The 25,533-nt window shown below is 57.7% G+C and carries 27 protein-coding genes and 2 pseudogenes; 15 read left to right on the top strand and 14 right to left on the bottom strand.

What is annotated here, in order from left to right; genetic code table 11:
- Window positions 1-8: 8 nt before the first annotated feature.
- Window positions 9-1,388 (top strand): hypothetical protein, encoded by a 1,380-nt coding sequence (locus tag KZ498_RS18615; protein WP_049984745.1) that lies wholly within the window; start codon window positions 9-11, stop codon window positions 1,386-1,388.
- An 84-nt stretch (window positions 1,389-1,472) separates the two neighbouring features.
- Here KZ498_RS18615 and KZ498_RS18610 read toward each other — a convergent pair whose 3' ends face one another.
- From KZ498_RS18610 to KZ498_RS18585, 6 genes are all read right to left on the bottom strand, one after another.
- On the bottom strand, window positions 1,473-2,540 hold the full coding sequence (locus KZ498_RS18610) for an iron transporter (protein WP_049984665.1): 1,068 nt from the start codon (window positions 2,538-2,540) through the stop codon (window positions 1,473-1,475).
- A 397-nt stretch (window positions 2,541-2,937) separates the two neighbouring features.
- A complete protein-coding gene (locus tag KZ498_RS18605) occupies window positions 2,938-3,219 on the bottom strand; it encodes a hypothetical protein (protein ID WP_049984664.1) in 282 nt (93 codons plus the stop codon).
- A complete protein-coding gene (locus KZ498_RS18600; protein ID WP_049984663.1) occupies window positions 3,216-4,595 on the bottom strand; it encodes a hypothetical protein in 1,380 nt (459 codons plus the stop codon). The genes KZ498_RS18605 and KZ498_RS18600 overlap by 4 nt, the downstream gene beginning before the upstream one ends.
- A 117-nt stretch (window positions 4,596-4,712) precedes the next feature.
- The gene (locus KZ498_RS18595) at window positions 4,713-5,243 is read right to left on the bottom strand and encodes a COX15/CtaA family protein (protein ID WP_049984662.1); all 531 of its coding nucleotides are present in this window, start codon (window positions 5,241-5,243) and stop codon (window positions 4,713-4,715) included.
- Between the two features lie 15 nt (window positions 5,244-5,258).
- Window positions 5,259-6,320 carry an iron transporter gene (locus KZ498_RS18590; protein WP_049984661.1) on the bottom strand — a complete coding sequence of 354 codons (1,062 nt, stop codon included), beginning with the start codon at window positions 6,318-6,320 and terminating at the stop codon, window positions 5,259-5,261.
- Window positions 6,307-7,611, bottom strand: a complete 1,305-nt coding sequence (locus KZ498_RS18585) for a Dyp-type peroxidase domain-containing protein (protein ID WP_049984660.1) — start codon at window positions 7,609-7,611, stop codon at window positions 6,307-6,309. Before KZ498_RS18585 ends, KZ498_RS18590 begins: the two co-directional genes overlap by 14 nt.
- A 292-nt stretch (window positions 7,612-7,903) precedes the next feature.
- Between KZ498_RS18585 and KZ498_RS24730 the strand changes: the two are divergent.
- The 4 genes and pseudogenes from KZ498_RS24730 to KZ498_RS18560 all read left to right on the top strand — a co-directional run bounded on the left by KZ498_RS24730 (window position 7,904) and on the right by KZ498_RS18560 (window position 10,701).
- Window positions 7,904-9,123: pseudogene (locus KZ498_RS24730) on the top strand (RNA-guided endonuclease InsQ/TnpB family protein).
- A gap of 172 nt (window positions 9,124-9,295) precedes the next feature.
- The gene (locus KZ498_RS18570; RefSeq protein ID WP_081926964.1) at window positions 9,296-9,661 is read left to right on the top strand and encodes a high-potential iron-sulfur protein; all 366 of its coding nucleotides are present in this window, start codon (window positions 9,296-9,298) and stop codon (window positions 9,659-9,661) included.
- A 194-nt stretch (window positions 9,662-9,855) separates the two neighbouring features.
- On the top strand, window positions 9,856-10,188 hold the full coding sequence (locus KZ498_RS18565; RefSeq protein ID WP_312620727.1) for a hypothetical protein: 333 nt from the start codon (window positions 9,856-9,858) through the stop codon (window positions 10,186-10,188).
- 36 nt (window positions 10,189-10,224) lie between these two features.
- Window positions 10,225-10,701: a hypothetical protein gene (locus tag KZ498_RS18560; RefSeq protein WP_231554183.1), complete on the top strand. Its 477-nt coding sequence runs from the start codon at window positions 10,225-10,227 to the stop codon at window positions 10,699-10,701.
- A 50-nt stretch (window positions 10,702-10,751) separates the two neighbouring features.
- On the opposite strand, the gene KZ498_RS18555 is transcribed toward KZ498_RS18560, so the two are convergent.
- The gene (locus KZ498_RS18555) at window positions 10,752-11,999 is read right to left on the bottom strand and encodes a PQQ-binding-like beta-propeller repeat protein (RefSeq protein WP_049984658.1); all 1,248 of its coding nucleotides are present in this window, start codon (window positions 11,997-11,999) and stop codon (window positions 10,752-10,754) included.
- A 345-nt stretch (window positions 12,000-12,344) separates the two neighbouring features.
- Here KZ498_RS18555 and KZ498_RS18550 point away from each other — a divergent pair, with 345 nt between their 5' ends.
- From KZ498_RS18550 to KZ498_RS18540, 3 genes are all read left to right on the top strand, one after another.
- Window positions 12,345-13,517: a hypothetical protein gene (locus KZ498_RS18550; RefSeq protein ID WP_312620782.1), complete on the top strand. Its 1,173-nt coding sequence runs from the start codon at window positions 12,345-12,347 to the stop codon at window positions 13,515-13,517.
- An 84-nt stretch (window positions 13,518-13,601) separates the two neighbouring features.
- Entirely contained in the window at window positions 13,602-13,940 is a 339-nt protein-coding gene (locus KZ498_RS18545; protein ID WP_049984656.1) for a hypothetical protein, read from the top strand.
- The gene (locus tag KZ498_RS18540) at window positions 13,937-14,449 is read left to right on the top strand and encodes a winged helix-turn-helix transcriptional regulator (protein ID WP_049984655.1); all 513 of its coding nucleotides are present in this window, start codon (window positions 13,937-13,939) and stop codon (window positions 14,447-14,449) included. Before KZ498_RS18545 ends, KZ498_RS18540 begins: the two co-directional genes overlap by 4 nt.
- A gap of 52 nt (window positions 14,450-14,501) precedes the next feature.
- Here KZ498_RS18540 and KZ498_RS18535 read toward each other — a convergent pair whose 3' ends face one another.
- The 5 genes from KZ498_RS18535 to KZ498_RS18515 form a co-directional block, all read right to left on the bottom strand.
- Entirely contained in the window at window positions 14,502-14,891 is a 390-nt protein-coding gene (locus KZ498_RS18535) for a plastocyanin/azurin family copper-binding protein (RefSeq protein ID WP_312620724.1), read from the bottom strand.
- A gap of 57 nt (window positions 14,892-14,948) precedes the next feature.
- Entirely contained in the window at window positions 14,949-16,199 is a 1,251-nt protein-coding gene (locus KZ498_RS18530; protein ID WP_049984653.1) for a ZIP family metal transporter, read from the bottom strand.
- A 1-nt stretch (window position 16,200) separates the two neighbouring features.
- Complete coding sequence (locus tag KZ498_RS18525; RefSeq protein ID WP_049984652.1) at window positions 16,201-17,460, bottom strand: multicopper oxidase domain-containing protein; 1,260 nt, start codon at window positions 17,458-17,460, stop codon at window positions 16,201-16,203.
- Between the two features lie 128 nt (window positions 17,461-17,588).
- Window positions 17,589-18,266 (bottom strand): metal-dependent transcriptional regulator, encoded by a 678-nt coding sequence (locus KZ498_RS18520; protein WP_049984651.1) that lies wholly within the window; start codon window positions 18,264-18,266, stop codon window positions 17,589-17,591.
- A gap of 181 nt (window positions 18,267-18,447) precedes the next feature.
- Entirely contained in the window at window positions 18,448-18,837 is a 390-nt protein-coding gene (locus tag KZ498_RS18515) for a helix-turn-helix domain-containing protein (protein WP_049984650.1), read from the bottom strand.
- 142 nt (window positions 18,838-18,979) lie between these two features.
- Between KZ498_RS18515 and KZ498_RS18510 the strand changes: the two genes are divergently transcribed.
- The 7 genes and pseudogenes from KZ498_RS18510 to KZ498_RS18480 all read left to right on the top strand — a co-directional run bounded on the left by KZ498_RS18510 (window position 18,980) and on the right by KZ498_RS18480 (window position 23,918).
- Entirely contained in the window at window positions 18,980-19,228 is a 249-nt protein-coding gene (locus tag KZ498_RS18510; RefSeq protein WP_049984649.1) for a SelT/SelW/SelH family protein, read from the top strand.
- A 33-nt stretch (window positions 19,229-19,261) separates the two neighbouring features.
- Window positions 19,262-19,515, top strand: a pseudogene (locus KZ498_RS18505) (glutathione S-transferase N-terminal domain-containing protein).
- Window positions 19,512-19,721, top strand: coding sequence for a hypothetical protein (locus KZ498_RS18500; protein ID WP_156105555.1), 210 nt, complete (start codon window positions 19,512-19,514; stop codon window positions 19,719-19,721). Before KZ498_RS18505 ends, KZ498_RS18500 begins: the two are co-directional and overlap by 4 nt.
- A gap of 3 nt (window positions 19,722-19,724) precedes the next feature.
- Entirely contained in the window at window positions 19,725-20,099 is a 375-nt protein-coding gene (locus tag KZ498_RS18495; RefSeq protein ID WP_049984647.1) for a DoxX family protein, read from the top strand.
- 231 nt (window positions 20,100-20,330) lie between these two features.
- Window positions 20,331-21,338 (top strand): arsenic resistance protein, encoded by a 1,008-nt coding sequence (locus KZ498_RS18490; RefSeq protein WP_049984646.1) that lies wholly within the window; start codon window positions 20,331-20,333, stop codon window positions 21,336-21,338.
- Window positions 21,339-21,543: 205 nt separating this feature from the next.
- On the top strand, window positions 21,544-22,182 hold the full coding sequence (locus KZ498_RS18485) for a transposase (RefSeq protein WP_312620714.1): 639 nt from the start codon (window positions 21,544-21,546) through the stop codon (window positions 22,180-22,182).
- Between the two features lie 452 nt (window positions 22,183-22,634).
- A complete protein-coding gene (locus KZ498_RS18480; RefSeq protein WP_049984645.1) occupies window positions 22,635-23,918 on the top strand; it encodes a tyrosine-type recombinase/integrase in 1,284 nt (427 codons plus the stop codon).
- Window positions 23,919-24,002: 84 nt separating this feature from the next.
- Here KZ498_RS18480 and KZ498_RS18475 read toward each other — a convergent pair whose 3' ends face one another.
- On the bottom strand, window positions 24,003-24,584 hold the full coding sequence (locus KZ498_RS18475) for a hypothetical protein (RefSeq protein ID WP_049984644.1): 582 nt from the start codon (window positions 24,582-24,584) through the stop codon (window positions 24,003-24,005).
- On the bottom strand, window positions 24,581-25,381 hold the full coding sequence (locus KZ498_RS18470; protein ID WP_049984643.1) for a ParA family protein: 801 nt from the start codon (window positions 25,379-25,381) through the stop codon (window positions 24,581-24,583). Before KZ498_RS18470 ends, KZ498_RS18475 begins: the two co-directional genes overlap by 4 nt.
- Window positions 25,382-25,533 lie beyond the last annotated feature (152 nt).

Raw genomic sequence — 25,533 nt, 5'->3', positions numbered from 1 at the left:
AGTTTCTCATGTGGGTCGCGCTGTTGATGTTCGTCGTGGATACCGTCGCGGCAGGGAACGGACTTACGCTCTCGAAGCAATCACGAGACACACTGGCAGTCCCGCAGTGGCTCTATCTTGCGACGGGAGGTGCCACAATTGGGGCATCCGCACTCCTCGCGAGTTTCGTTACCGATCGCGCGTTCATCCGCTATCTACACAGCTGGTCGCGGACACTTCCGTCGATTGAACGGTGGTGGGATCCTCTTGTTTGGATCGGCCACGGTCTTGGAGTCGCTGCTCTCGTGCTGTCGGTATTTCTCGGGTTTGCTGGACCCCAGCTCCCAACGGCGAGCCTCACAATCTTGCTCACGTTCGCCGGGGTTCGCGCCGGCCTCCCGATCGTGACCTATTTTGTTGGGAACGTCTGGCCAGTACTCAATCCATGGCGGACCATCGCTGCCATTCTTCCCTCCGGCTACCGCGAGTATCCAGATTCGTTGCAACGCTGGCCAGCCGTTGGAGGGCTATTGGTGCTCGTCTGGGTCGAGGTTATTTTCCCCATCAGTACTGTTCCGACTGTCCTCGTGATGGTAATCCTGATCTATTCGACGATAACGATTACCGGCGCTCTCCTGTTCGGCCCAGAATCGTGGTTTGATAACGCAGATCCGCTCTCTGTCCTCTTCCGGCTGTACGGTGCTGTTGCACCCCTCCAACGAGAGAACGACGAGATCCAGGTGAAGCTACCGGGAAGTGACCTTCGGAGTTCGGACGTGGTTACCGATGTCTCTGACGTCGCGTTCATTATCGCGCTGATCTGGGAACTAACGTACAGCGGCTTCATCACCACGAGTGCCGGTGTAACGACCGTCGAGACGCTCGTCAGCTTTATCCCCGCCATGGTCGCGAACGTGGAGGTTCGCGCAGTCCTCGTGTACACGATACTGTTCGTCTGCGGGTATGCCGTCTTCCTAGGAGCATACTGGTATGCGGGCCGCCTCTCACGACGCGGGACTGGCACCTATATCACCGCTCGGACGATCGCGTTTCAGTTTGCTCCACCACTCCTGGCAATTGCAGCAGGATATCACTTCGCTCACTACGCCGGGCTGTTTGTTTCCCTCAGCCCGGCACTGACGATGGCCCTCACCTCACCACTGTCCCCACCAGCGAACCCCCTGGTTCTGTCTCCACCGTCATGGTTTGAGGGGTTAGGTATCGCGTCAGTACTCATCGGGCATCTCCTCGCAATCTGGGCGGCGCACGCGGTCGCGTATGATCTCTTCTCCAGCCGACTCGTCGCGATTCGGAGTCAGTATCCGTTCATCGCGGTGATGATCGGATATACGGTAATCAGCCTCTGGATCATCTCCCTCCCCGGCGCGATCCCACCATACCTGTCCTGACTGCCGCTGGAATATACCCTCGAGTGTATTCGCTGTTACCCAACCGAGATGGACGAGTTCAAACGTTCGGGCAGATCCAATCTATCACACAGTGAACTCGATCGGTGGCATATCGATAAAGGCAGTCTCGTATCCGTCGTGTCGTGCGAGCTGGGGTGGCGTCTGGACAGTGATGGTAACTCTATCGCCGGACTCGATCTCGGGGATGGACGTCCCGTAATAACAGCTGATCTCCGGATCGAGCGAAGCCCGAAGCGGTCCTTCGAAAACCGTTTTCTCTCCGCGTCTTACGGTCACTGAGAGCGTCATCCGTGGGAGAACGACACGATTGTACGGTGTTCTCGGCGAGACGATCATGTACGGGCGATCATCCTCACTAAAGCGGGTTTCTCCCTCAACAACGGTGATGAAGAAAGTTGCATCACCAGAGGAGCCGTCACCGATCAGCCGACCGGGAAGGTCGTCTTTCGACGGGGCCAGGGGTTCAGGCATCATCTCCATCTCCATCAGGTCGACGGTTCCTCGGGTCCCCGCTTTCTCTCCTAACCGTCGGTACTCGAGATTGTACGTTTCACTCGTATCGAAGGTGAAGCTCATCGTCGCCGATTGTGCCTCCGTGAACCGGCCTTCGAGTGGCTCTGTGCGATTGGTCTGAAGCGGTCCGACACGGAGGGTGACATCGTATTGTCCCTCACCGGGCAGCCCGACGTTGTCTCCGTAGTGAAATCCCATGTTCGGCGAGATCATCGGCCACAAATTGGTGCTGGTCACCTGCCCGTCGGCGTTGCTGATCTCCGCGGAGATATCAACCGGCAGGATGGTGTTCGTCTTCACGTCCCAGACACTCGCCATGAGATGGAGAGAATCGCTGGATCGAACGACGACCTTCGTCTTGTTCGTCCCCGTTAAGTTCCAGAACCGATGCGGGAACGAGTGCATCAGTGCAAATCCGACGTCGCCAGCTTTCGTCACCCCGTACATTCCCATCCCTTCGACGATTGCCGGATAATAGACTGCATCAGGACGGTCCTGAACGAGAGGGGGGTCCCGCCATGCGGATTGCGTCTCGAAGCCGAGACGACTCAGACACCCAGTGAGAGCAACCCCACCAGCAAGTCCTGCCCCTCGCGTAATGAGGGCGCGTCGCTTCATATGATGTTCTTCTTTCCAACGGAGGTAGGAATTCTGGTTCAGTGCTCGAATCACCCAGTCACTGCCCCCTTCGGGTGATTGACTGAACAGCGGTTCTTCGACCCTTCAACACAAGATAGACCCTACGTTAATCGGATAACAAAGCCGATCAGAACCAATAATGAAACGATTCCAAGCAGTGCTACCAGCATGAGATTCTTATCCTCCATATCCAGAGCTTAGATGGGAGCGCCAAATGAGTGTTCCTTTCGAAAGCCGCGTCTCGAGTAGCGTTCTGTGGACTCTCAGAATTGTCGTTCTGACTTCTATAGTTGCTTTGAAACTGTGTGCGCGTCGAATCGCACAACGATGCGCGATCGAGTGTAGCATGACTTTCAGAGCCGACGGTAGTAGATCGCTATCCGAGGACAATCATATAGATGAGCACAATTATCGCATACGTCACGCCAAGACCAACGACGATTTTCATGTGGTACATCCAGAGTTCGTCCTCCTCAGCCGCCACTGCGTCTTCGTACGCGAGTTGCTCGTCTTCGGTCCACTCATTCGAGTGAACCTCACCGATATGGAGCGCACACGAACGGCCAGTATCGAACGGGCGATGACAGTACTGACACCGGGCTTCTGGCGGTTCATCATCGAGTACTGCAGTCTCTGGGGTGAGGACACCGGAAGTCATACGTATGGTGGGGGGGTGAACGGTTGGGTGACAACCCACATGCTCGTCATCGTGTAGAAAATCATTACGATGATGAACGGATACTGGCTCCGGATGGGTTTGAGTTTACCGGGGAACAGTTCGAAGGCCAGCGCGTGGGCGACCCAGACGGCGACTAGATGGCCGAGGAGAACGAATAGGAGTTGAAGGATCGGGAACCAGCCGGGAAGTACCAAGACCTGAACGTTCACTGGCGGGGAGAACGGTTGGCTGAGGATCGTCAGAAGTGCCGGTGTGAGCGTGAGGAAGTAGCCGAGGAAATGAGCAATGTGGTAACCGGCCGCGATTGGAAGCAGCGACGGTGCGAACCATCCCTCGATGAACTCTGGAGTGACGTATGTTCGGCCTGTCTGGCGGACTTGATGAGCTGCGAATCGGTAAATGTAGAAGAACCCGAACCCAGCAATGATCGTCAGGGAGTACAGGAGTAATGGCGGGATGCCAACACCAACAATTGGGCGTGCAACGTCTGTCCAGAGTGGTGTCGAAACGAATCCATCATAGGTGGTCACCCAGAGGAGCGCGATAATGAACGCGGTTTCGTCGACGCGTTCGGAAACCTGACGCTCTGCCAGAGCGGCGCTGGGCAATTTGAATTCGAACCCCGACTCGGTTCGCTGGAACGGGGCCAACAGTCCGTAGCACCGGAACACTCTCGATATTGGATCGACGTTTCCGAACCACGTCTCCGTTCCGTACAGCCAAGCTCCTCCAAGTGTGAATACCGAATAGCCGATAATCAAGAGCGCGAGCAGTTGTGAATCTTGTGCGACAGGATTGATGACCTCGAGCCAGACGAGGGCAAGGAGTGCAGCGACGCTCGGCCACGCTCCCAGCCACTCGGGATACGTCCGATGTCGACTGCTGGGGAGGAGCTCCGCGATCGCACGCCACGGATTGAACAGCGGCCACGTGTTTCCGAACAGGTACACGGTCATTGTATACCCGGCCCACCACCCCGCCCAGACGACGAGAATCGCGAAGTTCGAGGTTGGTGTTTGTGGCCCTGTGAACCCGGTCACGAGAATTACCAGCAACACGCCGATACTGGTTCCTTGGACTGCATAGCGAATGGCTGTACGAACGGCGTTGGGCGTCGGAACGACTATACGCCACTCGTTGATGGCACGAATCGCGGTATGGTCGGTCATCAGACTCGTGAACATAAACGAGGCACCGACAATCACACCACCGGTGAGAATCGTCAGCCATGTCGGGACGGATGCAGACGTCGTTGTCCCGCTGAGCCCGCCGACGTGGGCAGCCGTGGGTTGGGCGAGACTTGCAACTCCAAGCGTTGAAAGGATGATGGTCAGAACCCTCCTTTTCGCCCACATTAGCTCAAATCGGGCGAGTATTGGAGGGACACTATAAAAGCCTGCGCGATTTCGATGGTTCGTGGATTCGAAGTCAACGTATGGGGAACGGGCTCTCCGCGGCCCATCGTAGTGTAGTCAGTTTTGAGCCCGTATCCACGCCACGACCGTTGTTATCGTAAGACCGAGTAGGATCAAGGTTGCGACCCCGAGATGCGTCGTCACAATGAACGGTTGGAGATCTCGGGTCACAGTCAGCCCGCCAAGGAGGACCTGTATCGGGAGGAGTACTATAGCGAGCGTCGCCGACCACACCACGAGCGGGGAGTCACGGTGGGTACGCCATGCGGCAATCGCCGTCCCGAGGATCAGAAAGCCGACGATCATCGCGAGCCCTCGATGCGCCCATTCAGCGAAGATCTGAAGGGCTGAATACGGAGAATTGGCAACGATATCGGGCTGGAGAAACGGGACCCAGGTTCCGTAACACGTCGGCCAGTCCGGACATGAGAGCCCCGCACCGATTGCACTCGTGTACGCACCGAGAAGCATCACCACGTATGTTCCGACCAGCGTCACCGCGGCTAAATGTCTGTATCCAAGACGAGTTGACGGCTGCTTGGACAGAATCTGCTTACCCGTTGATACCGTGCGTTGAGTGTCAGGCATGGTGTCTCTCCGATGTTATAGTGTTAGGGTCATCGAGGGCATATCGACGAACGCTGTCTCGTATCCCTCGTGGCGAGCCGTCTGTGGTGGCGAATCGACAGTAATCGTCAACTCGTCCCCCGACTGGACGTCCGAGACCGTCGCTCCGTAGTGATAGCGCAACTCGGGGTCTATCGTCGCCTGCAGAATCCCGTCGAAGACTGAGGATCCACCCCGCGTGAGCGTGCCCGAGAGCGACATCATCGGGAGCATAATCCGGTTATAGGGCGTACGTGGCGAGACTGCGAGATAGACCTGGTCTTGGGTGCCGCCAAATCTCGATGCGTCCTCGAGCACCGTGACCACGAATTTCGCATCTCCACTCGTTGCCGTCCCCCGGACGTCACCGGGAAGCGCGTCCGGTTTCGGCACCTGCGAACTCGGCAACATCTCCATGTCCATCACGTCGACTGCACCCTTCGTACCTTGTTTGTCTTCGGAGAGGTCCGTAACCGAGATCTCGTCGAGTGTCGATTGGTTGAATTCGAACTCGAACGTGAACGAGGCGTCCCCCTGATTCTCGGCCAGCGACCCCGTACGTCGTGTCGATGGGCCCCCGATGCTAACGTCGACGGTATACGTGCCGTTCCCATTGAGTTGAGCGTTGTCGCCGAAGTGAAAGCCCATCGGCTGGGAGAGCATCGGCCACGGCGCGAACTGATCGACCGACTCGCCATCCTGCGTGATCGTGAGTTGCGGATTGATGTCAGGCGGGATAATCCTCGTCTGTGCGTCCCAGACAATCGGCATCATATGAACGGAATCCGCCGACTGGATGTCGACTTTCGTTATTCCACTCGGCTTCATCAGCCAGAACCGATGCGGAAACGAGTACGTGAGCGCACACTTGTACCCACCCTGTTCGTTCATCCCGGGCATCTTCATCCCCTCAACGTGGGTCGGAAAGTAGACCGCATCCGGTCGGTTCTCGGCGAGGGGTGGTTCAGAAGCTGAGCGTGTCTCGAATAAGTTGGTACAACCAGCGAGTCCGACGATCGAGGTGCTTCCGGCAACCCGGAGCACGTCACGACGACGCATCCGTCACCTCCTGTGCGTTGGTCGCTGGTTGTGCAGGCGGAAGCGCGCGTAAAGACCGCGGGGGCACGAGGTAGTTGCCGCGACGTTCCGTCCGGATGTACTGTAGGATGCCGTTGTTGTTGCGCTGGCCGACGGCTGACTGTTTGGAGACATCGGTCCCGTTCATCGCCTTCCGTGTCTTTTCGAAGTCACCGATACCGCGCTGGAGTGCGAGGAAATGGAGGCCAGCTTGCCCACCGTCTGTCGAATTGAAGTCCCGACGGAGAATGATCGGGGTGTCGTTCTCCCGGGCGGCTGCGGATTTCTGCGAATGGCCGACGACGCCCATCTCGCGGGCCGTCTCGTCTACTGGCTTGCAATCGTCGATCTTGCTGCTCGTTCCGAGATTGTCTCCAGTGCCTTCAATAACATCGTTTTCGGCGTGGTACGGACAGAACATCTTCGCCTCGCGCTGCCAGCGGTCGTCCTGATTGTACCACTGATTGAGGTTGAGCTGGAGCTTGGAGATGTGCTGGGTCGTCCCGCCCGCGAACGGTCCCGACTGGATCGTGACGCGATCCTCGCTCGCCTGGTTCTTTTTGAACCCGGATTTGAATCCCATGAACAGCGGTGCGTCCTCCGGGACCTTGTCGGCGGGGACACCCTCAGCATCGCCTGCATTCTCTGCGGGGAGGCCGTCCCCGACGAAGCCCGTCCGCCGATCGACGATCTCGAAGACGTCCGTTAGGGCAGTGTCTGGTTGTTCGACACCGTTGAGCGTCGATTTGTTCCCCTTGAGCGATTCTTCGGCGCCGAGTACGACCTGTGCCGTATTGCTTGCAAGGTGAACGACGGCGTCGGGTGTGTCTAGCTCGGGATCCTCGAAGGGAGCAAGCGCTTTCGGTGCGGGGAGGGCGACACTCTCGGGCAGGTCTTCGTCAAACCGGTCGAAGTACGCTGGAGAGTAGCTCACGGTGAGCACGAGTCCCTTGCCGCTCCGCTCATACGCGTGTTCGATCCCCTGGAGTGCAGTCTCCATCGCTTCTTGGTCGCTGCCTACGGGAACACCGTCGTTCAGGTAGTCTAAAAAGAGGAGAACGCGGTGCCGGGGGGCGATTGTGTTTCCGGCGTCGTCGGTTGGAAGGACGCTTTTCCAGGCGTGTTGTCGGCGAGGATACGACGACAAGTCGGATGGTCCAGTCGGGACATCGACCTCCTCACGGCCCAGACAGGCACTGAAGGCCGCTGTGCCTCCGATCGCCACCGCTGATTTGAGAAAGGCCCGACGCGGAATGCCTCTTCCATCGGTCATCACGACATGGTTTGAATGTGTCTTGGATAGGGGTTCTGGTCCGATTCTCGAACACAGACTCTGTCGAAGACCAACTACCAAATGAGCAGATGCAATAGTATGGTCATACGAACCTCCACCTACAGATCAGCGTTCCACATGATCGCAATTCATCGAAAATTCAAGGCGGATACCCCGAGGCTTGACCTCGGGGAGGAAGCCGACAACCCAATACACAAACCACGTTCGATAGCAAGGCCGACTCCCGAATCTAATATGTAGTTTTAAGTATATTTGACTATGCTAATGAAGTATGGAGGTTGTTCGGAACATTCAAGTCAAACTCGATGTTTCCGACGAGGGCGATGAAGTCCTTGACGAGACGTTTGAGCAGTTCCGACAAGCGGCGCAACACGTCGCAGACCACGGATGGGATGACAACCCCTACAACATCACGGACACGAAGAACACGCTCCACAACGAGACGTATTCCGACGTTCGTGACGAACTCTCCCTGCAATCTAGCCTCGTTCAAAGCGCGAGGAACCTCGCGGCTACCGCACTCTCGAATTGCAAAGACCGTAAGTTCGATGGTGAACGTGCCAGCAACCCGAGTTCAAAGGCTCGGTCGTCGTGTACAACGGTCGCACCATCACATACAACGACGACCACGTATCCCTTGCTACCACAGACAAGCGCGTGACCGCCGAATACGTCACGCCAGTCAACGAAGACGGCACATCGTTCGAGGACTACTGGACGGACGAGTTGGAGAAAGCCGAAGCAACGCTTCACAAACGCGATGGCACGTACTACCTTCACGTCGCCGTGAAGAAAGACGTTGAACCTTCTTGCGACGAAGAAACCGAGAACGGAGTGGTTCTCGGTGTGGACTTGAACGTGGGCGGATACGTGGCCGTCACCAGTACGGGAGCGTTCATCGGCAATGCAGATTACCTCAACCACCGCCGCGACGAATACGAACGTCGGCGCGGCAACCTACAACAGACAGGCACTCGCTCGGCACACCTCACCATCAACAGCATCGGGTCACGGTTCGCTCGGTGGAGCGCCGACTATCTTCACCGCATCTCCAAAGCAATCGTTCGGGAAGCCGTGGAGAACGACTGCACCGCGATTGCGTTCGAGAACCTGAAACACATCCGCAAACGCATCTCGAACGCCTCGAAGTTCCAGCAGTGGGCGTTCAAGGAACTGCAACGTCACGTCGAATACAAAGCCGAAGAATACGGCATCGACGTAAATGACGTGAATCCGGCATACACGAGTCAACGGTGTAGTCACGGTGAGTGTGGATTCACGCACGAAGACAACCGTGACGGTGATGAGTTTGAGTGTCTGAAGTGGGGAAAGCGGTTGCACAGTGATTATAATGCCGCCCGGAATATCGGGTGGCGTCTTGTCCAGCACTGGCTCAAGTCTGGTGCTGGACGAGCCACAAGTCAACTGGCTCTGAAGTCAGGGACGTTGAACGCGAACGGTCGATTCCGACCTACTGCACTACGCAGTTAGAGCGGGAGTCCTCTGACAAGCCTCGGGGCTTGACCCCGAGGCAGTTGACTCGTTGTAACGCAAGCTTCGTCTCGGATCATTCCAAGAGGAGCAATACCCGTAGCGAGTACGTAGCCCTGGTTCGAGAATCGGACCAGAATTCGTTTTGGACGGCACGCATATTACTATCATAATGGGTGAGACTCGGCGGACGTCACGTCGGTCGATACTCCGTCAGGTCGGGAGTTTGTCACTCGTCGGTGTTGCTGGGTGTATCGGCGCAGCTGGCCCGAAGGAACTCCAGGGGTCCGTTCCAGCCGCGTATCGAACAGCGACCAGTCAAGGCGGAACGAAACGTGATCCTGGGACGCTCACTTCGAAGGGCGGTGCGAACTACTCCTCTGCAGTCGGCGAGCGCAAGCAAACGTGTGCGACCTGTCGATACTATATTCCGGATCGGAACGGTGACGGGCTTGGTGCCTGCAGTGTCGTCGAGGGATATATCGAACCGGATGCGTGGTGTGCGATCTACGCGCCCTATAAGGAGACATCCGCATGATCGATGGAAGTGGCGTCGACTTGGCTGGGCCTGAGACGCGTGCTGGCATGGAGTTGCCTATATCCACCCCGCTCTCCCATTCGTGTGTCGCGAGTTGTAGCACCACCCCTCTCCACGTCGGAGCCAACCTCCAGCCCATCGATACTGCGTTGTTCCCGGTACTCGTTTTGAGCGGGGTTGCCTCAGCCGTCCTGGTGAGTCTCGGACTCTTCGCCTTCGTTCGACGGCAATCCCATTCCTACCTCCTCGTCGTGCTGGCCCTCGGAACGCTCGTCGCAAAGGCCGTGCTTGGAAGCCTCGCTCTCGGGAAAGTAATCCCGATCAGCCAGCACCACCTCGTCGAACACGCGCTTGATGGACTCATGGCTGTGTTTCTGTTGGCTGCTGTCTACAACGCTCGAACACCACCGACACGCCACATGAATACTCGTGACCATCGCGAAACGGGTTACAACTCAGATCAGTCCGCACAGTCCCCAGATGCTCGATTGGCACGACTCTGGACGGTTATGGGTGATGAGATATAACATCCTCACCCACCTTGCACGAAGACCTGACTGACAATGATACGTCGAGATGCGATCGCTCTGGGAGTTCTGGTCGAGGTTCTGGCGATACTGGTGGCTAATTTCGTCTCGCTCCCGGGGGCGATCATGTGGGTTGGGGTCGTCTTCACCCTCACTACTGGACTAGTCGGCGGGCTCGTTGCTGGCCGGTTCACGAGCGGAGGATGGCAAACGCGTGCCGTGCATGGACTCCTGACCGGACTCATCGGCGGGTTGCTGTTCGGGGTCACCCTCTGGCTCGGTATGAGTTACGTCATTCCGCGTGCCGATTACAGTGCACTGTGGGGAATCAACTACCTCCTCGCTACCTATCCCATTGGGATACGTCAGCTTTCGTGGCTATACACTGGAAACATTCTGATGGTGCCGCTTATTCTCCTGTCGATGGCTCTCTTCGCCGTGGAGGGGTATATTGCAGGCGGAGCAGCACCCAGGAGTAACCTCTCTCACGAGCCTCCATCGAATTACCCGTAATCACGCACCGGACACCTAGAACTATCCCACCCTCCGTCGACACGACAGCATCAGCTGAACGTGAGTGCAACAACTCGCCCGTCGGCATACATGACGAACGCTTCGAGGTCACCATCTCCATCGATATCTGCCAGGCGTGGATGGGTGTAGATCGCTGTCTCGCGCTTGTACGTGTCCAATATGGCCCCCGATTCGGGGTCGACGACCGAAACGATGCCGTCGTTCGTGACGGCCACCAGTTCCGGATCACCATCGCCGTTGACATCTCCCAGCGACGGAGGCGGCGTCATCTGAACATCGCTCGTGGTAAGTGTCGTCGTCCACTCCGTCTCACCGGTCGCAGCATCGAGACTTCTGAGTTTGCCGTCCTTTGCGACCGCATAGATCTCTGGCTCACCATCACCATCGCCGTCACCGAATGCGTGGACGGCGGCATAGCTCCCGAAGTCACGGCTCCATTCTCGCTCCCCCGAGGCGCCGTCGACCATCGAAACACGGCCAGTAGATGCAGTTGCGACCACGATTTCCACAGCATCGTCAGCGTCTGCATTCCCTGTCGTCATCCAGGTGATCGACCCCTCGTACGACTGGGGCTGTTCCCACGCCAATGAGCCGTTCTGTTCAAAGACGTAGAGCTTACCAGTCCCCCCAGTGGCGACTGTCAATTCAGACTCCCCGTCTCCGTCGAAATCAGCGACGGCTGGTTGCCCCCATGTGTACGAAGAGAGCTGCTTCGACCAGACGGCTGTCCCGTTCGGCTCAAGGACAAATACCGTCCCCTTGACGTCGACAACGATGATCTCGGGTGTCCTGTCGCCGACGAAATCGGCGACGATCGGCTTCGTATAGCCGTACGACGTCAGGTTGTGTCGGAACTCGATGTCGCCGGTACGTGGATGATACGCCGTGACGGTCTGTTCGGTCGTCGCCGCGATCACTTCTTTCGTGCCGTCGCTGTCGAAATCGGCGAGCGTCGGACTGGCTACCGAGTGGATCGTGCAGTTGGCCGCCGGAATCGGGTACGACCAGCGTTTGTTCCCCGTCGTTCCGTTGAGCGCGACGAGCGCGCAGTTCCGCGTATTCGCACGACCACTGATAGGGGCATAGACCATCCCAGTCCCCTGGATTCGACCCGCTGCCGGTGCATGGTGATTGCCGCCCGTATCACGACCCGTATCACTCACCCACATGGTCGTCATCTCCACGTCGAACTGTTGGCTCCCAGTGAATGCAGCGATTGCGAGTCCCCCGGCAACGAGGACAATGAGACCCAACACTGCCAGCGTCCGAGGGCGCATATCTGTGGAGATGTTCGACTGCGGGCGCAAAAAGCCATAGCAGGTCTCACGGGGATTCGAGACGTGAACCACAGTGGCTTTTCAGCAGCAATTGTTTATTTCTACGTGATGGGAGTCCGTCGCTATATTTCGTGGGTTTCACAGACCGCTCTCATGCTCTTCGTCCTCGTTCTTGGTTCCGGGGTTGCCGGTGCCCACGAAGTCGCTGGGTCTCGTTTTGACTCGCCGCTCCCACTGTCATTGCTGTTTGCTGGTGCCGGTGCGACTGTCGCGCTGACCGCTCTCTGGTTGGCCGTCACAGAACGATCCACAACGCCAACGGAGCGTCGACGGCAGGTCTTGGCAGTGCCATCCCCGATTGCTCAACCGCTCCGGTACGGGATTCAGGGACTTTTCCTTGTCGGCGTCGCCATGGCGCTCGTGCTCGGATTCGTCGGCCGTCAGGTCGCTGCGGAGAACTTCGCGACGGTCTTTACCTGGCCCGTTTGGTTCCGGGGCGTCGCCCTTCTCGCAATCCTCCTCGGAAACCCCTGGCGGACGCTCTCTCCATGGCGGACTATCTATCGTGGTCTCGTCTGGCTGGAAGGCCGTACTATCGCCGTGCTCGGGACTTACCCGTCTGTTCTCGGAGGATGGCCTGCTATCGTCGGCTTCCTCGTTCTGATCGGAATCATCGAGAACCTGACCGTCATCCCCCGGTCACCACGTCTGACAACCGTGATACTCGCCGTGTACGCACTGGTGATGGTCGGTGGCGCCACCCTCTACGGGACGGCGTGGTTCCGGCATGCTGATCCACTGGAGGTGTTCTACCGGCTCTTTGGTCGTGTCGCACCGATCGATGTGTCTAGCACCGACGATGGCGGGTACACGGTCGCGCTCCGTCCGCCGTGGCGTGGCTGTCTCGATCCCGTCGGCAGCTTTCCGCTTATCGTCTTCGCCATCGCGACGGTCTATACGGTGAGTTTTGACGGGTTCACCAACACGCGCCTCTTTCAGACCGTGCTCTTCGGCGTGCGCGATGCGCTCGGAACCGGTTCCGGATCGAGCGTGCTCCTGTATGCGGTCGGACTCGCTGGCTTCGTCGTCACCTTCGGGATCGGAAGTTGGGTCGTCGAACGACTTGGGGCGAAGACGGGGCGTGACTGGATTGCAGCGGCACGTTGGTTCGCCCCGACCGTCCTCCCGATCGCCGCCGCGTACGAAGTGGCGCACAACTACCCCTACGTGATCCGGAATCTCGGCCAGCTCATCATCATCTCGGTCCGGTGGGTTAGTCCCGGCGTCGAATCAGTTAGCCCGCTTGGATGGCTGTCTCTCCCCCTCTTCTGGGGCTCGCAAGTCGTCCTCATCGTCGTCGGCCACGTCATCGCAGTCGTCGCTGCTCACTACGTCGCAGTCCGGCGGTACGACTCCCCTGCTGCTGCCCGGCGTGGACACCTGCCGCTGGTGGTACTGATGGTCGGGTACACAGTCCTCTCGCTCTGGATCATCTCCCAACCAGTGGTCTCAGGATGAGGTCTCTTATGACGAGGACTCTCCCACAGCAGTCGTCTCTTCGAACCGACGTACTCAGGTGACTGTAGGTCCGATCTGGACGCAATGGCGGGATCCGTACTGCTCCATAGCGAGTTCACCGGTTCGCAGTCCCTTCCGTTGCTCGCGGTGATCACCGTCGCGGCTGCGGGCACAGCGGTGCTTCTGGGACTTGCGATCGGCGCGTTCGTCCAGCGTCAATCCCGGCCGTATCTATTGATCGTTGCTGCTTTGGCTGCACTCCTCGGACGATCTACGGTTGCAGGACTCACCATCACAGGCCTGTTCTCGCCAGCAGAGCATCACTTCCTTGAACACGGCCTCGATGTCGTCCTCGTCGCACTCGTTATTGCTGCAGTTCATCACTCCCGAACCGCCTCCCAGGAGACCGATTTCAACCCATGACGCACCAGCGCGACCGGATTCACGAGTATATTGCTACGCACCCAGGAGAGCACTTCAACGCGGTCACCCGGGCGCTTGATCTCGCACCAGGACAAGTCCAGTACCACCTCAAGAAACTCCGGAACCAAGGGCAGATCGTCGAAGAAAACCTCTACGGACGGACGCATTATTATACACAAGAATACGATCCGTGTGAACGGAGGGCAATCGCCGTCCTTCGTCGAGAAACGGCCCGAGACATTCTGTTCTACCTGCTTGAGCACGGACCTTCCAAACCAGATCCCGTCGCAGACGAACTTGAGATCGCTCGGAGCACCCTCGAATGGCATCTCAATCATCTAGTAGAGCAGAACCTCGTCAAGAAACAACGGGATAAACACAATCACGTGACGTTGGTCGTGACCACGCCGACGGAAACCATTCGTCTGCTTGAGGAAGTCACCCCGTCGCTGTCTGGTCGGATGCTCGACCGATTCACCCGTCTCGTTGATAACCTACTCCCAGAGTGACTGTAAAGAGGTCTCGTCTGTCTCCCGTAGAAAAAAGAAATCGGTTGTTCGATTATTTCACACGAACTGTCCCGACCATCCCCGAACTCTCATGTGGGATACAAAAGTAACCGTACGTTCCGGGTTGATCGAACGTGTGCTCGTAGTCCTCGCCCGGGGCGATGAGCCCCTCGGTGACACGGTTCCTCGCTGCGCGTTCTGACTCGAACCCACCGCTTGCGAAGTACGTGGCCTCGTCTGGAATCTCGTCTTCATACGCTGTGACCGTGTGCTCGATGTCGCTCTCGTTCGTCCACTTTACCGTCTCCCCCGTTTCGATCGTCGCAGTCTTCGGTTCGAACGTGAGGTCGCCGGGCATCGTGACTGTCTGGATCGACGATGACTGCCCGTTTAGACACCCGGAAGTGCTGAGAGTCGCGAAGGTCGCAGTGGTGAGCCGCAATACTGTTCGTCGATTGCAGAACCTGGGTGACATTATTACAGAAATGGATGTTACCTATTAGAGAGCCACGAAGAGGTCAGTCACGTACATGATGGCGAGGCCGAGCAGGAATGCGAGTAGGTTCGTGGCGCTAGCCACGCGACCTCCGGCATCACGAACCATTCGGGCGATCTCCCAATCGACCTGCAGGATTGCGCCGACCCCGATCGCGAGGAAGAAGGCACCGATCGTCGGCGAGTAGGCAAGACTACCGATCCAGCCACCGAGGATGACCGGTGCGCCGGCGATGACGCCGAGTGCGGCGAAGTGTCCGAGCGACGGCCGCTCTCCGCGGGCCACCGGCGCGACGACAGCCGGGCCTTCCGTCACGTTGTGGAGCATGAACCCGATCACGAGGAATGCGCCGAGCGACACACGCCCGAGTGCGAACGAACTCCCGATAGCAAGTCCCTCCGCGAGGTTGTGCAGGCCGATCCCGACCGCGACCAGATACGCGATCCAGAGACCGCTACTCGCCCGACTATCGCCAGCGGCGACACGGCCCTCACGCCACGCACTGATCGCCTGGACGAGCAGGAGTGCACCGAAGATCCCAAAGACGACCAGGAGATTGCCCTCGTAGGCGCCCGGAACTCGTTCGGCGAGTTCGAACGCTTCGAACCCGGCGTCGAACGCCAAGAAGCCCAGTACGCCGGCCGCAAACAAGAGCACGGCGTGCAGCCAGCGATCGCTCATCGTCTTGATGTAGGGGAACCAGAGCATCCCTAGTGCGACCGGGATCACGCCGACGAACAGCCCGATTACTGCAAGCGTCCCGAGCAGACTGAGGCTAAACCCGGGTGACTGACTCGGAGCGACGATCGTATTATGGAATGTCGCTCCATCCGAGAGCACGAGCGCGACTTCGAGATCCCATCCCGGATTCCAGTGATACGGGATCACAATCTGTGCGCTTTCCATTGGCGCGAGCGTTTGGTCGCCACCGGCTCCTTCGACCCGGAAATTCCAGTAGGCTTCGTCGACGAGGACCTGTGATATCGTCACGGATTCGGGCCCGTTGTTCGTGACGTGCAGAACGACCGTTTCGTCGCTCGGAAGCGTCGTGTGTGTGACCGTGACGTCGGGAAGTGGTTCGCCGCTCTGAACACCGGCGAGCGGTGACGTGAACGCAAACACGCCCAAGACGAGTACGAGCAACACGATTGGGAGTAACGCACTGACCCATTTCGGAAGTCCGAGCGGTTGTGTGATCTCTTCGTCAGCCGTTACACCACCGTCCGTCGTCGTGTCTCGTGTCTTATCCGCCATGTTAGACCACCTCGAAGAAGCTCATCCAGCCGAGTTCGGCGAACTCGGACTGGTGGGCGTGGAACATGTACAGGCCCGGCTCATGATCGGAGTAGTCGATCTCGATGATGCCGCGCTGCGCCTGGCATTGCATGATCGTGTCCACGGTCTTATTCGTCGGCGTCAGCGTTGTCCCGTGGTCGTAGTAGTCGAAGAACTGCGAATGCGTGTGGAACGAGTTGATGAGGTCGAATTCCGTTGCATTGGAGAGGTACACGCGCTGGCGTTGGTTCTTGTTGATCTGGATGGGGCGTTTCGTCTCGCCCGCCGTCCAGTTGCCGTTGCCGTCGGTGTCACCGACTCCATATCCGAACGCTCGTGTGTTTGCCGCGTAGACCTCGTTACCGCCGTCGAAGTTGGTATCGAATGAGTTCATCACCATCACCATCTCGTTGACGGCGTCGTTTTCGGCGTACTCGTGATTCCGGCTCTTCGCCTCTTCGACGAGCTGCTCTCGGAAGTCGTCGGTAATCGGGCCCGGGTAGTTGACGTACTCGCGTGGATTCTCCCTGACGCGCTCGGGATCCGGATCGACGATGATTGTGCCGTAGAGTCCGCGGTGGATGTGCTCTTTCAACGGGAGTGAGTGGCAGTGATAGAAGTGCGTGCCAGCGGGTTGGGCGATCCACTCGTAGGTGAATGACTCGCCCGTATCGAGGACGCCAGGCCCGTTCTGAGGAATCCCATCCATTCGCGGGTTGAGATTCTTCAGGTGTGGATGGATCGTGTGTGCGTGTCGTCCCAGATTCGTGAACTTCACGCGGATCAGATCGCCTTCGACGGCGCGGATCGTCGGCCCCGGTACCTGGCCGTTGTACGCCCACGCCTGGAACTCGACGCCCGGCGCGATTGCTATCGTCGTGTCGACGGCGGTGAACTCGAACTCCCGCACGGTCCGGCCATTCTCTTCGTAGACCTGTTGGGGAACGTTATCCTGCCCGCTGTCTCCAGTATTGAATGCGGTGAGGAACTCGTGGGGATCGAAATCCAAATCCCGGTATTCGCCCACCGCACCGAAGTTACCGTGTTCATCCTCATCGTCGTGGTCGGACGAGGCACTTGCCCGAGAACTCCCGAGTCCGACGGCTGCACTCCCGGCAACACCGAGCCCGCCGAGGACCGTGCGGCGACTGACACTCGTTTCACCAGTGAGTGATTCGACCAGTCGCTCCTCGAGCCGTTTCGTGACGTCTGCTGCACTGTCGTAATCTATTGATGGCATGATCTCCTCCGCTGGTCAAGCCTTCGTTTACCCATACACGCCCATTGTACCACCCAATACATAAATTAGACGCATCTAAACTTAGATTGTGTCTAAACTAATGATCTCGCTACTGGAGACTCATCAGTTTAGTTTGAAGCTCCAGTGAGCGTTTGAGCGATTATGGATCGGGCCACTTCCTCTGGGAGTGCAACTCGTTCGTCGGTGCCATCGGGATCAAGCGTCACCATCCCAAATGAGGTGGTCTCAACAATCTCGACTACAGTTTTTGGGGTAATCCCGTGTTCAGACAGGTACCGGAGTAGATCTGGGTCATTGTCTGGCACCCGTTCGATTCGAACCTTGTCGCCGACCTGCTGATCAGCGAGAGTTTCACCGGATTGTGGCGGTGAAACGTCCAGATCCGCTGTGGGAATCGGGTCGCCATGTGGGTCAACTGCGGGATTCCCTAACTGCGCTGCAATTCTGTCGGCGAATTGATTGCTAATATGGTGTTCGAGGCGATCTGCTTCGTCGTGTACCTCGGCCCAATCGTACTCGAGGCGCTCCGTCAGGTATCGTTCTAAGAGCCGATGATGGCGGATAATTTCGAGCACGACAGGAATTCCAGTGTCTGTGAGTACAACGCCCTTGTAAGGTTTGTAATGGATAAAATCGCGCTCGGCCAATTTTTTCACCATACTGGTGACTGACGGTTGTTCTACGTCCATATGCTCAGCGAGCGTCGAGGTCCGCACCCGTTCATCCGTTTCGTCCTGGAGGTAATAGATCGCTTTGAGATAGTCCTCCATGATGGCGCTCAGCATCGTGGAGAGAATTAGACGAGGCTAAATATATAATTTCCCGTGTGATATATTCTCGATATCGCCAGCTGTGGTGCGCTCCTAATTTCTTAGAATGCAGTTATCGTAGTGATCAACGCACACTGCTGCAGGGGCGATTTTCTCCCGGACCTTCTGGGTGTATTACCACCCACTAACGCCCGGTCTAGCAGGCAGCGTCCGCTTCGCTCTCGGCAGGACGGAGATACGTTTTCCCCCACTTTTCGAGTGAGTCAATCACTGGTTGCAGCGACTCTCCCCGATCGGTCAGCGAGTATTCGACAGCGACGGGCTTCTCACTCACGATCTCGCGGTCGACCAACTCCTTCTCTTCGAGGTCGTCAAGACTTTCCGAGAGCATCTTGTTCGTGATCGCACCAACTTCGTCACTGAGTTCGTTGAACCGGAGTGCGTCGTGTTGCAGCAGGCGGTGGATGATGACCGTGTGCCACTTATTTCCGATCACGTCAATCGCGCATGTAACCGCACACCAGTCGTCGCCCGCACACCAAACCGCCAGACAGTCGTCTTCCGGAACTTCGGCCGAATCGCTCATACTGCTCTGTTAGACAGCCACACGGATAGTAGTTCCTCAACGATACGTCGTATAAAAACGAAACTACGGTTTCGCCGACGAAACCTCATATCCTAACAGGTACATGATAATTATACTCCCGGCACTCCTCGGGTGATCTGCAATGACGGAAGTCAATATCGAATACTGTGTGCCGTGTGGTCTGCTCGAATACGCCGTTGAGACGCAGGAAACGTTGCTCGAAGAGTTCGGGCAGGATCTCGACGGCGTCCGGCTCCAGCCCGCCCACGGCGGCGTATTCAAAGTATACGCGGACGACGACCTCATCTGGGACAAAAACGAGCACGACGGCGGGATCGACCTCGAAGCAATCACTGAGGCGGTTCACGATCGCGCTCACGCCCACGCCTGAGCGTCCCTGCGAAGCCGCAACCTCACACTATCCATGTTAGAACTCTACCAGGCAGAGGGATGTCAGTACTCGGCCAAAGTCCGCGAGACACTGACCGACGTGGGTGTCTCGTGTGTCGTCCACAACCCCGCTCTGCCGCCGGCGAGACGCTCAACGAACAGACCTATGATCAGCTGCGTACGCTTAGTGGGGAAGACCAGATCCCGTTCCTCGTCGACCACCAGCGCGGAGTGACGATGTACGAATCCGATGACATCGTCGCCTACCTAGAGGAGCACTACGTTTGACTGACGCCGTCGAAGAAGACTGTCCGGTCTGTAACTCCTCGGAGGGCGCAAACGCACAGTTCGCGAGAGCCAAGGTCGCAGAGCATCTCAAAGAGAAAGCCCGCCGAGATGAGGCCCATCGGGCGTGGATCGACGAGCATACCTCGAACCGGACGCTTGCGGAGATCCGCAGCGCACTCGACGAGCATAATCGGCCACGGCACTAACGAATGGCGACGGCGAGAGAACCTCCGGCAACGTGGCTCCGCACATATGGCCGGCCGGCGCTTCGAATCGGTGCCGCTGCGCTTCTGTTCGGACCTGGTGTCAGCAAGTTCATCACCTATGGCCAGTCGGTCGCCTTCTTTACGAGGCTCGGGCTTCCGGCTCCTGAATTATTGGTGCTCGTAATCGGGGGTTTCGAAATTGGGGCTGCGCTGTCGCTGTTCTTCGATCGAGTCCCGTGGCTTGGCGCCGTCCTCGCTATCCCGATTATGAGTGTCGCGATAGCCACCGCAGGCCCCTCCTGGCAGAACATCGGCGTCCTGCTTGCGAGCACCCTTGTTATCGGAACCAACGCTCGTATGCTGGCGGTTGTGGGGTAGGTATCGATGAGGACTTACGCCTGTCATCCTGATATATCCGTGAATGAGTGGGCTCGGGTACGTCTTTATCGGTGCTGGCCTCCTCTTTGCCCTTCAGCCGAGCGCCGCTGCTCGATATCCCGACTGGTCGGCCAGCGGCGAGCGATCCATCCGTCGCCGCACCGACCTTGGTTGTCCTCGGGGTAGTGATCGCTCTGGGAATCACGATTCGCTAACGATTCGATTCAATTCATGACACGACTCTCGAAACAGTGGGTACAGCACAATCAAGTCGGTATCTACGCGGTTGGAGTCATCCTCGCAATTGGTGTCGGCCTCGGACTTCCAAGCACGAGCTCGGTGCTGGAGCCGCTCATCAACCCCGTGCTCGCGGTGCTGTTGTACGTCACGTTCCTCGAGATCCCGTTCGTCCGGATTCGACGGGCGTTCCGGAATGGCCGGTTCATGGCGGCTGCGCTCGGGATGAATTTCGTGGTCGTGCCGGTCGTCGTGTTCGGGCTCATGCGATTCCTTCCGCAGCAGCCGGTGATTCTCGTGGGAGCGTTTATGGTGTTGTTGACGCCGTGTATCGACTACGTCATCACGTTCACCGAACTCTCGGGCGGTAACGCCGAGCAGATCACGGCCGCCACGCCGGCGCTGATGCTCATCCAGCTGCTGTTGCTCCCGCTGTACCTCTGGCTGTTTATGGGCCAGCAGATGGCCGAGTTCATCGAGGCCGGACCGTTTATCGAAGCGTTCGTCGTCATCATCGCGCTGCCGCTGACGCTCGCGTGGGCGACTGAATACTGGGCGGAGCGCTCCGAGCGTGGCGCACAGTGGCAGGACACGATGGGCTGGTTGCCGGTGCCGATGATGGGGGCGACGCTGTTCGTCGTCATCGCCTCCCAACTGCCGCGGGTACAGGATTCGACCGGACAGATAGCGTCGGTTGTTCCCGTGTACGTCGCGTTCCTCGCCATCATGCCACTCCTCGGACGGGTGGTGGCTGGACTCCTGAGAATGGACCCCGGTGAGAGTCGGGCGCTCGTGTTCACCTCCGTCACGCGGAACTCGCTGGTTATCCTCCCGCTAGCGCTAGCGCTCCCGTCGGGTTACGCGCTTGCACCGGCGGTCGTCGTCACCCAGACGCTCGTTGAACTGACGGGAATGGTCGTCCTCACGCGAGTCGTCCCAGCGTGGTTAGTCCCCGATCCCCCCGACCAGGTACACGATCTCGATGTGGGGCAAAGTGACTGAACTGCGCTCGAAGTCGCGATCCAGATCGCAGGGTGGGGTTCACGGAGTTCGTGTGTTACGTCAGCGAAACCAACCGTCACGGGGTACTTGAGGACGTCGAACTGCTCGGCATCGGTTGGGCGTCGTCGCGGTCGCAGACGAAGGTCGAGCGTAGGCAAAGCAGACAGTCAAGCGGTTCCACTAGCTCGGCGTTGAGCGCGTCGTTATGTTGACTGGGGATAACGAACTGACGGAACGAGCAGTTGGTGAGGCAGCGCGCGTCGACAAGATGCGTGCTGAGTTACTACCCGAGGAGAAGGTCGAGACAGTGCTCTGTGACCGCGAGTTCGATTCCATGCGGGGGTTTCAGACGCTCTCGAACCTGAATATGAACTACCTCATCCCAAAACGAATGACCAGTTCCGAACGCGAGGTGATTGAGCGGATGGGTGAAGACGACCAGAAGGTCGCTGTTGAATCGGCGTCCGTCCATGTGGAGGCAGGGTCACACCCGATGCGGTTTTTGTACGTTCCGTCGACGAACGGCGAGGGAACGACCGTCTTCGCGACGAATCTCCGAGTCGGGCCAGACGAGGCCGAGACGTTCTGTCGGCGCTACAGTCGCCGGTGGCAGATCGAGAACGAGTACAAATCTATCAAGCACGATTTCCTCGCGAAGACCTCCTCGAAGGACTACTGCGTTCGCTTGTTCTACTTCGTGTTCGCGGTGTTGCTCTACAACATCTGGCGGCTGACCGACTTCCTGCTGAAAGCTGGTGTCAATGGCGAAATGGACTACGCACCCGTGCTAACCGCGGGTGAATGTGCCGAGATCATCGCCTCGGCATTGATACCGCCTGACTGAGCGACCCATTCCCCACTAGGTTCGCCGCTTGGGAGTGGCGACGCTCTGTAGGAGCGCAAAAATCCGCGGGATATCGCATGCTCGCTCGATTATCTCGTCCTGAGTGGACAGGAACCGAGCGCTTCGTTGGGAGATAGACCTCGAACCGGCGGAGATTCGACCCAAAACTGACCCATCCTCCGAAACTCTGGGCAATTCCCAGTCTAGGTTTAGATATAGCGACATACGATTTATTCTTGCCGTGTATTATTTTGGAAATTTTTGTCCGGTTACCGTTTTCTCACGTGGAAAACAGTAGAGGACAACCTATAAGTAAATCGAACGAAACGCTCTATCCACCGAAACCACCAGACTTAGAATCGCTACTGCACGGAGCACGTCCGCTCCTGCTGGCGATTTCACTCGCGCTCACACTCGAGTCTCTCACTGACCGCGACGACTACACGAACACTATGACCAAGACGACCGACACTCCACGCTACAGCACGATGGACCTCGAGGACGCCGAGGCCTTCTACCAGAACGAGATTACGCCGCAGATGCGTGCCGAGGGACTCGCTCCTGAGCACGAAACCCCCACCTATTCGTGGCTCGAATCGCACTTTCCGGGGTTCATCAAACATCTCTCGCGGCGATTCGACCTCTCACCGGGTGACTTCTACGAGAAGATCGACGTTCCGGTTGAGTCCAAGCCGGAGGAGCGACCGTTTGACTTCGTCGACGACGACGAGACGCGTGCAGCCCTCGAGGACTATCTCGTCGAGCTGCGCGATCGGCAGGGACGGGCGGAGTCGACGGTCGCCACACGCCGCTCTGCGCTCCGTCTGTACGTCCGGACGTACAAGGACGTCAATGGCACCGATGATCTGCTTGGACCGCTTCACGACGACGCTTCGCGGGCCGACGAGATGGATCGCGTCGCGGATACGTTCGACGTCCTGCGTCGCCGCGAGGATACGCTGACAACGCACGCGTCGCGACGGAAGTACGTCCAGGAAGTTCGGCAGTTTTACACCCATCAAGTCACGTTCAAGGGTGCACGTCACAACCCAACCGACCAGCTGGAACGTCGCTTTGGATGGGATTCGACGCCTGAGTGGGACAACCAAGCTCTTGAGGCTGATCAGATACGAACACTCTATCAGTCAGCCACCGATCCGGTCGACTGCCTCATCGTGATCGGGGTCTGCGGGTGGGGGCTTCGACCGAGCGAGGTTGCGTCGCTACGCGTTGACCAGCTGGTTCTCGATCCACCAGAAGACGACACGGAGGCCGGACCGTACATCGAATTCGGGAGTGAGCGGAAGAACGGACCCGGGACGGTCGCACTCCTCACGGGTGTTGAAGATGCAACCGCACGGATCGACACCGTCGTTGAGGAGGCCGGCGACGACTGGATGGGCGCTGTGTTCCCGTCTTCGTCGGCGGAGAGCGGGCACCTGTCGACGTCGACGGTTCGACGTCGATTCAAGAACCTCGCAGAACGCGCTGGAGTGACTGTCGATGGGGAGGTCCCGACGCCGAAGATGGGGCGACGATATTGGTACACGGCGTACGGAGAGGCGGTACGTCGTTTGGCCGAGCGGTTTGCAGATGTCGCTGAGGAGCAGGGGTCGAAGTCAGCGGAGGTCGTGTTGGATAACTATCTCTCAGAAGCGGAGAAGCGCCGACATCGCCGCGAGGAGATGCGAGAGGATCTTGAGGGCTTATTCACAAAAGAAACCGCTGTCCAGTGAGTAGGGTTCGGATACGCTAAGACCTGAAACAGAGGAATACGAGCTCCTTCTCTCGATTTTTGTGAATAGATCCGACGGGAGCAGTCAGTCAATCTCAAGCTCTTCTTTCAGCTGAGGGCTCTGGAGTCCGGCCCGAAAGACGGCGTTGAAGAAGTCCTTGTTCTTCGAGAGATCTTCGCCATGTGCGGCGAAATACTCGGTATCGAGCTCCTTGTACTTCACACGCATCTCCTGATAGACGCTTTCGTAGAGATAGACGTTCACGTTGTGAAGGTCGCGAACAACAAGACCCTTCGCGTCTGCGTCAAGGGCCATCTTCCGGACAGTCTCCCCCTCGGCTTGCATAGCGGTGTCGTCGATCTCATCTGCCGTGTCTGGTATATCTGAGGTATCTGCCGTATCTTCAGCATCTTCGACATCGGACGTGGTGGACGAGGATTCGTCATCAGAGGTATCTTCCATTTCTGAGGTATCTGATGCGTCTGATGTATCTGGGGCGTCTGAGTCTTCTGCAGTATTGGACGTGATGGATGCCGATTCTTCGTCGGCTGTATCTGAGGTATCTTCTGTGTCTTTCGTCTTTGTACCGCCGCCTCGAACTTCGTCCATACTCCAAACGTCGCTTTTCCGCTCCTCGAGTTCGTCGTCGCCGTCATTGCTGCTCATGCTTCCACCTCCGTAGTGTGATGTTCGAGCATTTTCGCGATCTCGCTGTAGGCTTCGCGTGCGTCCTCGGTCTTCGCGTCGTCCTCGTGAAGGAAGATAGAGACGCCGTTGTTCCAAGCACGCCGGATAGCGACGCGCTCAGGCACCTGGAAGACGTCGTATGGAGCGTCATTGAAGAACTCGATCATCTGCTTGGTATCGTTGTTCTGGACGCTCTCGACAGCGTTGATGACAATCCCAAGGATGTCGATGGTATCGATCTGGCCCGGGAAACTGTTTGAGAGATAGGCGATCTCTTCGTTCATCTTCTCGATCGCACGGATGGAACGTCGGGTTGGTTCAACGGGGATGAGGACTTGTTCGGCAGTGAGGAGGGCATTATCAAGGATTTGACTGAGATCAGGCGGGCAGTCAATGAGGATGAAGTCATAGTCGTGGTCAAGCTCGTCGACGGCAATTTTGAGTCGCATTTCGCTGTTTGCGACCTGAGTGACGAGCATATCTTTGAGCCCGTCCATTGCTTTATTGGACGGAATGACGTCGAATTCGTCGTGATGCTCGATAATCTCATTGATCTCCTCGGTGCGTGTTGGTTCGACCATCACTTGGTGGAGAGATGGGATCTTCTGATCGTAGAGGTCACGGAAGCCCGTGCCTTCGGTGAGGGTTCCCTGCGGGTCGGCATCGATGAGGAGGACATCGTGGCCTTGGTTCGCGAGCGCACCACCGAGGTTGATGGTGGTAGTGGTCTTTCCGACCCCACCTGCTTGATTTGAGATGGCGATTATCTGCGTCATATGACCTATGTATCTGAGGCGTCTGATATAATTGTTTGTCAGACGTACCTGCTGTATCTGACGTATCTGAGAAGATTGATCGAGGGATGAGACAGGTTGAGAAGTTCTTGGGAGGAACCTATCTGGTGTATCTGAGATATCTGACGCATCTA

This window comes from Haloarcula sp. 1CSR25-25 (assembly GCF_032027985.1).
Classification (GTDB): Archaea; Halobacteriota; Halobacteria; order Halobacteriales; family Haloarculaceae; genus Haloarcula.
Note: the sequence above shows the minus strand (reverse complement) of the source record. Positions and strands in the feature narration are given on the sequence as shown.